Origin of the sequence: Pseudoalteromonas sp. XMcav2-N (assembly GCF_024124545.1) — a bacterium.
GTDB lineage: Bacteria > Pseudomonadota > Gammaproteobacteria > Enterobacterales > Alteromonadaceae > Pseudoalteromonas.
In genome coordinates, this window is the sequence record NZ_JAMXSF010000028.1 from 26,737 (window position 1) to 39,126 (window position 12,390).

The 12,390-nt window shown below is 49.4% G+C and carries 14 protein-coding genes; 8 read left to right on the top strand and 6 right to left on the bottom strand.

Annotated elements, in window-relative coordinates:
- Positions 1-12: 12 nt before the first annotated feature.
- From rsmB to def, 3 genes are read right to left on the bottom strand one after another with little or no spacing between them, the layout of a single operon-like run.
- Positions 13-1,296 carry a 16S rRNA (cytosine(967)-C(5))-methyltransferase RsmB gene (gene rsmB / locus NH568_RS23125; protein WP_253110896.1) on the bottom strand — a complete coding sequence of 428 codons (1,284 nt, stop codon included), beginning with the start codon at positions 1,294-1,296 and terminating at the stop codon, positions 13-15.
- The gene (gene fmt, locus NH568_RS23130; protein ID WP_253110899.1) at positions 1,296-2,240 is read right to left on the bottom strand and encodes a methionyl-tRNA formyltransferase; all 945 of its coding nucleotides are present in this window, start codon (positions 2,238-2,240) and stop codon (positions 1,296-1,298) included. Before fmt ends, rsmB begins: the two co-directional genes overlap by 1 nt.
- A 44-nt stretch (positions 2,241-2,284) precedes the next feature.
- Complete coding sequence (gene def / locus NH568_RS23135) at positions 2,285-2,794, bottom strand: peptide deformylase (protein WP_138550122.1); 510 nt, start codon at positions 2,792-2,794, stop codon at positions 2,285-2,287.
- Positions 2,795-2,910: 116 nt separating this feature from the next.
- Here def and NH568_RS23140 point away from each other — a divergent pair, with 116 nt between their 5' ends.
- From NH568_RS23140 to hemF, 6 genes are all read left to right on the top strand, one after another.
- Positions 2,911-4,032: a LysM peptidoglycan-binding domain-containing protein gene (locus NH568_RS23140; RefSeq protein ID WP_253110902.1), complete on the top strand. Its 1,122-nt coding sequence runs from the start codon at positions 2,911-2,913 to the stop codon at positions 4,030-4,032.
- 68 nt (positions 4,033-4,100) lie between these two features.
- Positions 4,101-5,180: a DNA-processing protein DprA gene (dprA, locus tag NH568_RS23145; protein WP_253110904.1), complete on the top strand. Its 1,080-nt coding sequence runs from the start codon at positions 4,101-4,103 to the stop codon at positions 5,178-5,180.
- A 2-nt stretch (positions 5,181-5,182) separates the two neighbouring features.
- On the top strand, positions 5,183-5,656 hold the full coding sequence (locus NH568_RS23150) for a DUF494 family protein (RefSeq protein ID WP_253110907.1): 474 nt from the start codon (positions 5,183-5,185) through the stop codon (positions 5,654-5,656).
- Between the two features lie 140 nt (positions 5,657-5,796).
- On the top strand, positions 5,797-6,366 hold the full coding sequence (locus tag NH568_RS23155; RefSeq protein WP_058796812.1) for a topoisomerase DNA-binding C4 zinc finger domain-containing protein: 570 nt from the start codon (positions 5,797-5,799) through the stop codon (positions 6,364-6,366).
- Complete coding sequence (locus NH568_RS23160) at positions 6,363-6,938, top strand: Sua5/YciO/YrdC/YwlC family protein (protein ID WP_253110910.1); 576 nt, start codon at positions 6,363-6,365, stop codon at positions 6,936-6,938. The genes NH568_RS23155 and NH568_RS23160 overlap by 4 nt, the downstream gene beginning before the upstream one ends.
- Complete coding sequence (gene hemF / locus NH568_RS23165) at positions 6,938-7,873, top strand: oxygen-dependent coproporphyrinogen oxidase (RefSeq protein ID WP_253110913.1); 936 nt, start codon at positions 6,938-6,940, stop codon at positions 7,871-7,873. The genes NH568_RS23160 and hemF overlap by 1 nt, the downstream gene beginning before the upstream one ends.
- Positions 7,874-8,092: 219 nt before the next feature.
- Here the strand turns inward: hemF and NH568_RS23170 are convergent, their stop codons facing one another.
- Both NH568_RS23170 and NH568_RS23175 read right to left on the bottom strand, forming a co-directional pair.
- Positions 8,093-9,700, bottom strand: coding sequence for a methyl-accepting chemotaxis protein (locus NH568_RS23170; RefSeq protein WP_253110930.1), 1,608 nt, complete (start codon positions 9,698-9,700; stop codon positions 8,093-8,095).
- A gap of 103 nt (positions 9,701-9,803) precedes the next feature.
- Complete coding sequence (locus tag NH568_RS23175; protein ID WP_253110932.1) at positions 9,804-10,265, bottom strand: group II truncated hemoglobin; 462 nt, start codon at positions 10,263-10,265, stop codon at positions 9,804-9,806.
- A gap of 29 nt (positions 10,266-10,294) precedes the next feature.
- Between NH568_RS23175 and aroE the strand changes: the two genes are divergently transcribed.
- Positions 10,295-11,116 carry a shikimate dehydrogenase gene (gene aroE, locus NH568_RS23180; RefSeq protein WP_253110934.1) on the top strand — a complete coding sequence of 274 codons (822 nt, stop codon included), beginning with the start codon at positions 10,295-10,297 and terminating at the stop codon, positions 11,114-11,116.
- Positions 11,113-11,352, top strand: a complete 240-nt coding sequence (locus NH568_RS23185) for a DUF1488 domain-containing protein (RefSeq protein ID WP_130245879.1) — start codon at positions 11,113-11,115, stop codon at positions 11,350-11,352. The genes aroE and NH568_RS23185 overlap by 4 nt, the downstream gene beginning before the upstream one ends.
- Here NH568_RS23185 and NH568_RS23190 read toward each other — a convergent pair.
- Positions 11,338-11,886 carry a gamma carbonic anhydrase family protein gene (locus NH568_RS23190; protein WP_253110935.1) on the bottom strand — a complete coding sequence of 183 codons (549 nt, stop codon included), beginning with the start codon at positions 11,884-11,886 and terminating at the stop codon, positions 11,338-11,340. The genes NH568_RS23185 and NH568_RS23190 overlap by 15 nt on opposite strands.
- Positions 11,887-12,390 lie beyond the last annotated feature (504 nt).

The window sequence follows — 12,390 nt, forward strand, 5'->3', positions numbered from 1 at the left end:
AGTCTAGCGCTATTATTGTTTTTTCAGCCGTGCGTAATAAAAGCCATCGGTATGGCCTGGTAACAGTTGCAGCCCTGGTTTTTCCTGCGTGTCTTGGTCATGCAGAGGCATAAGCTGAGCACCTTGGGTACGTGTTAAAAATGCCGTAACTTGCTCAGCATTTTCCTGGGGCAGTACGGAGCAGGTTGCATACACTAACGTACCACCGGGCTTCAACAGAGGCCATATGGCATCTAAAATGCTGGCCTGTAGCGCTGCGAGTTCATCGATATCGGTTGCACGACGCAACCATTTGATGTCCGGGTGGCGGCGGATCACACCGGTTGCCGAGCAGGGTACGTCCAGCAAAATACGGTCAAATTGCTCGCCCTGCCACCAGTTATCCGGATTTGCAGCATCGGCTTCCAGACATTGGGCGCTGAGATGCAGACGTTTAAGGTTCTCGTCGACACGTTTCAGGCGCTCACCATCGGCATCCAAAGCAATCACATTGGCATCGGCCTGTTCCAGAATATGGCAGGTTTTGCCACCAGGTGCGGCACACGCATCCAGAATGTGCTCACCATCTTGTGGGTCGAGTAAACGGGCTGCCATTTGCGCTGCGGCATCCTGCACTGAGCTGGCACCCTGAGCAAAGTCTGGTAGCTGCTGTACATCCACAGGTTTGGTCAGCAAAATGCCATCCACAAAGTCCGGGTCCAGAGTATGGGCAATGCCTTCGGCATCGAGGCGCGCGGCATAGTCTGAGGTGCTCGACAGGCGTTGGTTAATGCGTAACCACATCGGTGCTTGCTGCTGGTTGGCTGTTAAAATCTCTTCCCACTGTTCAGGGTAAGCTGCCTGTAGCTTTTTGATAAACCAGCCCGGATGGTTGTATTTGCATACCGGGATGGCATCGGCACTGGCTTCTAACGTGTCCTGAGCGCGCTGAAAGTTACGCAATACCGCGTTGATCAGTCCCTTCAGGCCCGGCGCCTGCAGCTTATTGGCCGCATTGACCGTTTCGGCGACGGCTGCGTGAGCGGGCACTCGCATATGTTGTAGCTGATAAATACCGACATACAATAAAAACTGAAAAACCCGATTTTTGCCCTTAAGTGGTTGTTCAAGTAGTTGCTGGCAATAGTGCTCCAGGCTTGGCAAATAACGCAAGACACCATAACAGATCTGTTGTAACAGGGCGCGGTCCTTTACTGGCAACTGACGGCTGGCATAGGGCAGTTGGGCCGTCAGAGACTGGCCTTTATCAACAACCTGAAACAGGGTTTGCGCGGCGAGCGCGCGTACGTTGGCCATCAGGCACCCACCTGGCTACCAGGAGTTACCCAGTCGCTTCGGCCATTTAAAAAGTCTTGTGCTGACATGGGCTTTTTACCTTGAGGCTGAAGTTGTGTGATAGTCAGTGCTTGCTCACCACAGGCAATGGTAATGCCGGTTTTATCGGCACTAAGCACCTGTCCGGGTGTGCCTTGCTGTGCAACTACGCTTGCCTGCCAGACTTTCACGGTTTGGCCTTGCATCTGGGTGTAGCAAACTGGCCAGGGATTGAAGGCGCGGATGTTACGTTCAATTTGTACCGCGTCCATTGCCCAGTCTATATTGGCTTCTTCTTTAGACAGCTTTTTGGCGTAATTGGCCTGTGCGTCATCCTGTGGCTCGGCACTAAGCTTGTCTTCGGCCAGTTTGTTCAGTGTCTCTACTAATGCATCAGGCCCGAGTTCAGCCAGTTTGTGATACAAGCTGGCGCTGGTTTCGTTTGCATCAATCGGACAGGTGGCAATGTGCAGCATATCGCCGGTATCCAGACCTTCATCCATTTGCATAATGGTTACACCGGTCTCTTTATCGCCAGCCCAGATAGCCCGCTGAATGGGCGCCGCGCCGCGCCAGCGTGGCAGAATTGAACCATGTACATTCAGACATCCAAGCCGTGGTGTATCCAAAATGGCTTTGGGTAACAGCAGACCATACGCCACGACCACCATGACATCGGCATTCAGCGCGGCGAGCTCTGACTGTGCGTCGTCAGACTTGAGTGATTGTGGCTGGTAGACGGGCAGGTTGTGCTCCAGTGCCAGGGTTTTTACTTCGCTGGCTTTGAGTTTTTTGCCGCGACCGGCTGGGCGGTCTGGTTGGCTGTATACAGCAACAACGTCGTGGTGTGATGCGATTAGCGCTGCCAAATGCTTGGCAGCAAAATCCGGGGTGCCCGCAAAGACAATACGCAGAGATTTGCTCACTTGAGGTTCCAGTTAGGTAGTAATTGTAGTTGGAAACGGCACGCTTACGCGCGCGCCGCCAGTTTGGCTTCTTTTTCGATTTTTTTACGGATCCGCTGGCGTTTCAGCGGCGACAAGTAATCGATGAACAACTTGCCTTGCAGGTGATCCAGTTCGTGCTGAACACAAACGGCCAACAAGCCATCAGCATCAAACTCATAGCTTTCGCCATGTTCATTGAGGGCTTTTACTTTCACGGTTTCAGCGCGATCGACTTTGGCATAGGAGTAAGGCACAGATAAGCAGCCTTCTTCACTGATAGTCGAGCCATCTTTGGCAATGATTTCCGGGTTGATCAGCACACGCGGTTCATCGCGTTCCTCTGAAACGTCGATCACCACGATACGCTGGTGGATGTCTACCTGCGTAGCAGCAAGGCCAATACCATTTTCTTCATACATAGTTTCCAGCATATCCGCGACAATCTGGCGGATCTCGTCATTTACTTCGGCAACCGGTTTCGCAACCGTGCGCAAACGCTCATCAGGAAAACTCAGTACTGCTAACTTAGCCATAGATACCTTTTACACTTGAATTAAATGGGGTAATGTATGCTCTTATTTTAGCCATTCACGTTCCCCTTTAACAGGTTTTGGTGGATAATATCGAAAAATAACTCAAGGAAGCCTGCATGAAATCTCATATTGCCGCCCTTTTGCTGGCAACGAGTGCTGTTTTTCCTGCCTTAGCACAAACGCTGGCGGTTAAAACCAGTGCGCCCGAGCGTTATGTTGTTAAAAAAGGGGATACCCTTTGGGATATTTCCAGTCTGTATCTGAACAGTCCCTGGAAGTGGCCTGCATTGTGGCAGTGGAATCCACAAATCAAAAATCCGCATCTGATTTATCCCGGGGACGTGTTATCGCTGCACTACGACAGTGAAGGCAATCCGCGCTTGAGTCTGGCTAAGGGCGTACGTCGATTATCCCCTCAGGTTCGTGTCGTAAGCGATAAAAATCAAGCTATACCTACGTTACCATTGGCGGTAATGGAACCTTTTATGCGTTTTGAGCAAGCGCTGGGTGCTGGTGACTTTGCTGAGCTGCCAATGGTTCTGGGATCAAACTTTAACTACAAAATGAATATTGAAGGTCATCTTTTGTATGTTAAAGGGGATCTGCCGCGTGGTGGCAATTATGGTATATACCGTAAGGGAGATGCCTATCGGGATCCTGATAACGGTGCGATATTGGCGTATGAGTCGATCCTGGTAGGAACGGCTCGGGTGATCAGAACTGGCAACATTGAAGCCGGTGAGCCGAGTACCGTTAAGATTGAGTCGGTTCGTCGTGAAGTGAAGCCCAGTGATGTACTGATGCCCATATCCAGCGGACAAACTTATTCTGCGAATTTCAAAATGACTCAACCGATGCAGGCTATCTCTGGCAATATCATCGCCAGCAGTAATAAGTTGCGCGAGTTCAGTACCATGGCTGTTGTGGTTATCGACTTAGGTCGTAAAGACGACCTGCAAGAGGGGAACGTACTTGCAATCCATCGTCAGTCACCTACAGTGATTGAAAAGGAGACTGGCCCCAGTTATATCGAAGATGCCAGCAGCCTGGATAAAGTCATCACCGAAGTCAGTGAATGGTTTGGGGAAGACAATGATGAAGACAGTGTCGTCTGGCACATGCCAAAGGAAAAGGTTGGCGAGCTGATGCTGTTCAAAGTGTATGACAATATCAGTTATGCCATGGTCACTAAGACACGCCAGCCCGTGCGAGTAGGAGACTCTGTTAGCAGCCGCTAAGGTCCTTCTCTTGTTTGGGCAAGCTGAATGAATTAACTTCAGCACGACAACAAGCTCAGGGAGGGAGCATGACAACATTGGATTTACGTCACAGCCTGGTATTGAGGATATGTCCCGGGCTGGGCAGCACGACGCTGGAGCGGGCCATTCAACATCTCGCGCCCGCCGAACTCTTTACTGTTTCGCCACTCAGATTGCGCGAAGTTGGGTTACCTCAGGAAGCAATCCAATACCTGCAGGCGCCAGACTGGCATTTTGTCGAGACCCTTATTCAGCAGTGTATTGCGCAGCATATTCAATTGGTTGGTTACTTTGATGCCGCCTATCCCCCATTATTAAAACAGATCAGCAGTGCGCCTTTGATGCTCTTTTGTAAAGGGCGATTGTCTTTATTATCTCAACCACAAATTGCCATTGTAGGGAGTCGGAATGCCACAGCTACCGGATTGGATATAGCCAGAGAGTTTGGTCGCGCGCTCAGTGATGTGGGTATGACTGTGACTTCCGGGCTTGCCAGGGGCGTCGATGGCGCGGCGCATCAGGGCGCGTTGAGTCAGGGAGGGGCGACCCTGGCTGTGCTTGGTACCGGAGTCGATGTGGTGTATCCACGCAGACACAGCCGGCTATATCAGCAGGTAGCGGAACAGGGACTATTGATCAGCGAATTTCTCCCCGGCAGTCAGCCCAAGGCGGAGCACTTTCCTCGTCGTAACAGGATTATTTCCGGGTTGTCACTTGGGGTATTGGTTGTTGAAGCCGAAATAAAGAGTGGTTCTTTAATCACCGCGCGTTATGCGCTGGAGCAAAACAAAGAAGTGTTTGCGGTGCCCGGGTCGATCCGCAACCCCTTATCTCAGGGGTGCCACCATTTATTGAAAGACGGTGCAAAATTAACCGAGCGGGTCGAGGATATTCTCGAAGAGGTAAGATTTTTCTCCGAAAACGGTCTATATATAGTAGAAAGTGACAAAAAACAGGAGCACTGCCCCGTATTGCAAAATCTCGGCTTTGAGGTAACCAGTGTAGATACCTTATCGCAGAGGACCCAGTGGCCAGTAGAGAAGGTGCTTGCCAGACTGCTGGACCTTGAGCTTGAAGACAAAGTAGAACGCGTTTTAGACGGCTACATCAAATTAGCGAGGGGTTAATTATGTTTGATATCCTAATGTATTTATTCGAGAACTATATTCACAGCGAAGCGGATATCTTCGTCGAGCAAAATGAACTGACAGATGAACTGGTCGGGGCCGGTTTCAATCAAGACGAGATTTATAAAGCACTGGACTGGCTGGAGCAACTAGCCGATTTACAGCAGTCTGATGAAATTCCTTATTTAAACGCCCGCCCGGATAGCGCGATCCGGATCTACACTGAGCAAGAATGTACCATGCTGGACATCGAATGTCGGGGCTTTTTAATGTTTGTTGAGCAAATTGGGGTGATAGACAGTACCACCCGTGAAATGGTCATCGACCGTTTATGTGCGCTGGATAAACCGGCCATCTGCCTGGACGATTTAAAATGGGTGATCCTGATGGTACTGTTTAATGTGCCTGGCAAGGAACATGCCTATGCGCAGATGGAAGATCTGATCTTCGAAGAACCCACAGGTCCGCTGCATTAATCTCCTTACTTTCACCAGAGGGCACAAATTCGTTGGGTCAGGCGTACAGCCTGACTGACGCTTCTTTGTTCCTTATATCACTTTCCCTTGATACTATTACGAATGCACAGCCATTGGGGTGAAGTAGACGGGGACTTGTTATGAGTAAAATAGATCATTCGTTGTTTAATGCAGACCAGCATGCCCTGGAGCGGGAGTATGAAGTATGCCCCAAGTGTGGCTCTGAACTGGTGATCAAACACAGTAAGTCGGGCCCTTTCCTGGGTTGTGCCAGTTACCCCGCTTGTGACTACATTCGTGCCATCGCCCATCATGATAACCATGATATCAAGGTACTCGAAGACAGTGCCTGTCCCTTATGTAGTGAACCCTTAGTCGTGCGTAATGGCCGTTATGGGATGTTTATTGGCTGTACTGGCTATCCTCAGTGTCATTACATAGCTCACGATGAAGAGCCGGAAGAAGCACCAGGCCCGTCTTGCCCTAAATGCCATAAAGGCACCTTACATAAACGTAAGAATAAGTACGGCAAGTTTTTCTATGCCTGCGATACCTATCCACAATGCAAGTACAGCGTTAACCACCCACCAATAGCACACGCTTGTGAGGCCTGCGGCTGGCCCGTCATGGTGCAAAAACACCGGGGTGGAAAAGCTGTGCTACAATGCCCGCAGAAAGTTTGTCAGCATACAATTGAGGAGCCTCAGTGAGCGAACAAGATACGCAACGTCAGTTACCCCAAAATGCCGTCGAAGCATTACAACAAGGGGGGCTGATCTGTTACCCGACCGAAGCCATTTTTGGTCTGGGCTGTGATCCCGATAATGAACAAGCCGTCCATGCGCTGTTGGCACTGAAAGACCGCCCGGTAGAAAAAGGGCTGATCCTCATTGCCGATAATTTTGCTCAGTGCCTGCCGTACGTCGATGACAGTAAAATCCCGCAGGACAAACGCGCAGAAATATTTTCATCCTGGCCCGGCCCGGTGACCTGGCTGTTACCAGTAAAAGCGAGCGCACCAGAGTGGGTGACGGGTGGCAACCCGAGTGTTGCAATTCGCGTGACCGATCATCCTGTTGTTAAAGAGCTGTGTCAGGCATTTGGCAAACCGATTGTTTCTACCAGTGCAAACTTCAGTGGCGAAGAGCCGGCTAAGACCTTGGCAGAAGCTCAGGCGGCATTTGGTGATCGGGTGGCATTTTATCAGGCGGGTGAGCTGGGTAAACAAACCAGTCCAAGTCAGATCCGTGATGCCTTAAGTGGCAAAATCATAAGGAGTTAATGGCGTTGAATCAGGTAAACCTAGAATCCGTTAAAGCCTTCTTACTCGCCCTGCAGGACGAAATTTGTCAGGGTCTGGAGCAGGCGGATGGCAGCGGCAAGTTTATTGAAGATGCTTGGCAGCGTGAAGAAGGCGGTGGTGGTCGCACGCGTGTAATGCGCGACGGTGCCGTAATTGAGCAAGGGGGCGTGAACTTCTCCCATGTGTATGGTGCCTCTATGCCAGCTTCCGCCACAGCCCACCGGCCTGAACTGGCAGGGCGCAGCTTCCATGCCTGTGGTGTATCTTTGGTGATCCACCCTAAAAACCCGCATATTCCCACCAGTCACGCCAATGTGCGCTTCTTCATCGCAGAAAAAGAAGGCGAAGAACCTATCTGGTGGTTCGGTGGCGGATTCGATTTGACCCCATTCTATCCGGTGCTTGAGGATGTCAAGCACTGGCACGGTGTAGCCAAAGCGGTGTGTGAGCCGTTTGGGGAGCAGGTCTATGATGATTATAAAAAATGGTGTGACGATTACTTTTATCTCAAGCATCGTAAAGAAACCCGGGGTGTGGGTGGTTTGTTCTTTGACGATCTGAACCAGTGGGGTTTTGACACCAGCTTTGCCTTTATGCAGGCGGTAGGTAAAGGCTTCCTGGATGCCTATGTGCCAATCATGGAAAAGCGTAAAAATACGCCGTTCAGCGAAGCACAGCGTCAGTTCCAGTTATATCGTCGTGGCCGTTATGTCGAGTTTAACCTGGTTTGGGATCGTGGCACTTTGTTTGGTTTGCAAACGGGTGGGCGGACAGAATCCATTCTGATGTCGATGCCACCGCTGGCACGTTGGGAATATGATTTTACGCCAGCCGATGACGCGCCAGAGACTTTGTTGTACAAGCACTTTTTGCGTCCGCGAGACTGGCTGGCTATGACATCGTTAGATGACTAATTCGACTACATAATAATACCAATTTCACTTAATACCTGTTCAATTTGACGGAGCAAATAGGGCGCTAACGGCGTTAAAAATTTCTTATTTAGAACAACTAAATAGCAAAATTTTTGCCTTGTTATCGACCCTATTTTCTCGCCTCAAAATAGAACACTTAATTAAGCAAATTGGTATAATAAAGGCGCCGGTGGCGCCTTTTTCAGTATCAGGGTAGTGTTACTCCAATCGGAAACTGCGTACCTGCTCATCCAAAGAGCGGGCAAGCTCTAGCAGGTTTTCACTGATCTGTTTGCTGCCATGGGCGTCAATTAATGACTGCTCAGCGTTGTCACGGATGGCCACGACACTTTGATTGATCTCCTCTGCGGCCAGGTTCTGCTGCTCCGTCGCATCGGCAATTTGCACATTCAGTGCGTTGATCTCATGCATCTGATTTGAAATGTCCTTAAGAGCCTGTGCCACCTGTTTCACCTGCATGGCGCGGTCATCCGCCTCCTCACAAGACGCGCTCATTGCACTGACCGTTTGTGCGGCTTCGTTTTGCAGCTTGTCGATGGTGCGTTTTATTTCGTCAGTTGAGTCATGCGTTCGGGTGGCCAGGGTACGCACTTCGTCTGCAACCACTGCAAACCCACGACCTGCTTCACCGGCTCGCGCCGCCTCGATGGCAGCATTCAGTGCCAACAAGTTCGTTTGTTCGGCGATACTACTGATCACTTCTAAGACTTTTCCTACTTCCAGTGTCTGGGTCTGTAGCTGACTGACCTGATCGGCTGCCTGACGTACATCGCGTGCCAGCTGATTGATACTCTGCTCTGTGCGCTCAGCGACCGCCATGCTCTGTTCTGCCAGATGATTACTGCTGTCAGACTTTTCAGAGGCAAAATGAGTGGTGTTCTTTACCTCACTGGACGAGCTTTCCAACTCATTGATCGCAGCGGCAACCGAATCTGTGCCTTGTTTTTGCTCCTGAATTGCCTGTTCTGTGGTGTCGGCGGCGTTGTAGATTTGTTCCGCAGACTGGATCAAGACATGCGACGAGGCGGACACCTGGGCAATGTTTTCCTTGAACGAGGCCATCATTTTATTAAAGTTAATGGCCAGCCGGCCCAGTTCATCATCTATGGTATCGTCAATACGCAATGACAGGTCCTTGTTTTGGGTTGCCAGGCGCATTGTGCGACCCAGCGTTTTCAGACGCACAATAAAGAGCTTGCGGAAGATAACACCCAGAATGACAAACGTCGTAGCAAAGATGCCCGTCAGTAAACCTGTGCTGATCCAGGTGTTGTCGTGCACGGTGTCGTCAATATCTTCAAGAGAGTAACTGATCCGCACTGCACCTAGCACGTCGCCTTCTTGGGCCTGATGGCAACCGAGGCAGTTAGTACCTTTATAGTCTTCTTTTGCGACCATCGGCTTGAGATAAGTCATGATACGTTTGCCATCGCGCTGTTCAATAACCAGGGTTTCCTGACCCCGTAATGCTGCCCGCTCGACCTCGCTGGTGGGTTGCTGATTGGGGTTACCCATACCATACAGCTTATTGATTTTATCTCCCCGAATAATATGCGCGTCTTCAATATTGTCGTGATTGCGCATCTTATCGCTGAGGATCTCGCGGTTTGCCATGGTGCCGGTAAGCATCATGGTATTGATCGAATCGAAATAATTGTCTGCCAATAAGCGAATATTGGTCTCGACGGTTTCTTCGGCCAGTTGTTTTTGTTGGCTTGAGTTACTTAAAATACTGGCGATCAGCACCAGTACGCCTGTAATGGCAAGCAACGCATAAATTTTATGTTGAATGGATTTCACACGCATCGCACCTTAAAAAAGCAGAGCCGTTATTATGCGTGTTTAGTAACCAGAGCAGTTTGACTTAGCGCAAAAAATTATTGCGCTAATTTAATATAAAATTAATACTTTAGTCGTGATTTATCATGTGTGTGGCTAATTGAGCCAGCGATTTTCGCAATCCTTCTCGTAACAAAGGGTTGTCGACTTCCTGATCTAGGGCTTTGTCCATGCAGTACATCCACTGATCGCGGAGGTCTTTATTTATTGTAAATGGCATATGACGCATTCTGAGTCTGGGGTGACCATATTGCTCTGCAAATAAGTCTGGTCCACCGAGCCAGCCGGATAGAAACTCGAAAAATACCTGACGGATGCGATCCAGTGGTAACGGGTGCATATCGTATAAAGGTTTAGCGTGGGGGTCACTTTCCATAATATCATAGAAACGGTTGGCGAGCGCTCGGGTGCCAGCTTCGCCACCGATGATCTCATATGGCGTTTTCTCTGGCGTCGGAGCCTGGTGTGTTGCATCTGAGGATGGATTGTCACTTGCATCTTGATTAAAGATGCGTTTAATTAACTGCTTCATATAACATCACTATATCGTTAGGCCGTTCAATGGATAAATACGCGGTTTTTGGAAACCCGATTAAGCATTCTAAATCTCCTGTCATTCATACGCAATTTGCTGGCCAGTTTAATTCGGTCATTGAGTACCGTGCCATACTGGCTGAATTATCTGAATTCGAATCGACTGTAATGGAATTTTTTGCCCAAGGTGGCCTGGGTGCCAATGTCACTTTGCCCTTTAAAGAGCGCGCTTATCAATTGGCTGGTCAGTTGACGGAACGGGCCAGGTTAGCCGGTGCGGTCAATACGTTGATGCCACAGCCAGATGGAACATTACTGGGTGACAATACCGATGGTGCAGGGCTGGTTGCTGACTTACTGCGCCATATTGATACCTTATCAGGTGCCACAGTCCTGCTGATTGGCGCGGGAGGCGCTGCGCGAGGCTGTGTTTATCCGCTTTTGCAGGCCGGGGTGGCGAGTGTGGTGATTGCCAATCGTACCGCAGAAAAAGCACAGCAACTTGCCCAGTTGTTTGCTGAATATGGCGAGGTGCAGGGCGTTGCACTAAATGACATTCCCGATAAGCACTATAATCTGGTGATTAACTCAACGTCATCGAGTGTCACAGGGCAGGTGCCTGATATCGCCCCTCAACATGTTAGTAACTGTTCGCTCGCGTACGATATGTTTTATAGCGATCAACAAACTGCCTTTTTAGCTTGGGTCGCTGAGTATAATGCGAAAGCGCTCTGTGTGGATGGTATGGGTATGCTGGTGGGACAAGCCGCTGAAGCGTTTGCCTTGTGGCGAGGTAAAATGCCTGAGGTTGCCCCGGTGCTCAATGCAATGAAAGAGGGCAGGCTATGAATCAACAGATACTGATCAATGATGATATTCACTTCGATGACACACGCAATTGCTTGGTATTCACTGCGATGGTATCGGGGATGCTGGTTTCTTGTGTGATTGCGACAGCGCTACCAAGAGAGCTGGCGCTCACGCATTTTAAAGCACACCAGTTTGATTACGAAATGCAAGCCGAGCAGCTTATAGAAGATGAAGCATACTCGGCACAAGGAGAAATAGAGTTAGTCCAGCTCTGACAGGTAGTCATCCTTTAACTCGACATAGTTCTGCGCCGATGTCTTTAGAAACGCAATCTCCTGCTCGTTGAGCGGACGAGCCTGTTTAACCGGGCTGCCAACATACAGGTAGCCCGACTCCAGGCGTTTATTTGGTGGTACTAAAGCACCCCCTCCTATGATCACATCGTCTTCAACTACGACATTGTCCATAACGATCGCGCCCATACCCACCAGGATGCGATTACCCAGCTGGCAGCCATGTAACATCACTTTGTGACCAACGGTCACATCATCTCCAATGATCAAAGGGTAACCATCCGGGTTTGAAGCGCTGGAACGAGTAAGATGTAATACGCTGCCATCCTGAATGTTAGTGCGTTTTCCAATCTTTATATAGTTAACGTCTCCTCGCGCTGCGACCAAAGGCCAGACACTACTGTCTTCGCCTACTTCTATATCGCCAACCAAAACGGCGCTTTCATCTACATACACGCCGGCGGCTAACTTTGGGGTTTTGCCTTTATAACTTCTGCCTTTGTATTTATTTGTCATTTTAGTATCCCTTTTTTACCTGCTGTTACCGCTACTCTCGGTACTGAGTTCAGTGTAGAGCTTTGCTCTATAGATCTCCAGCCCCGTAAAAAGCGCAATATTGCATGTTTTACATGCATTTTTGCGCCTTCTGGTATGATTTTCATTCGAACGCACTGTTTTTCTCACTTTTCTTCAAAAAAGGGGTTGCGCTGGGTTTCGATTTCCCTATAATGCGCATCCACCGACACGGTGCACAACGCTGAAAAGCAACGAGCCAAGTGAAGGGGAAGCCAAACGGAAAGCTTAATTAAGAAAAATTAAATTTTCTAGTTGACTTTAAAAGTGAAGCGGTTAATATGGCGCTCCACTTCGCAGCAAGGCTGCGGTAACTAACCAAGGTTAGTTATACTGTTCTTTAAAAATATGAAGCAATCATCTGTGTGGGCACTCGTACAGATTGAGTTCTAACAGCGAAGCTACTTAGGTAGTGACGCACAAAAATTTAGAGTCTCAACTGAACTG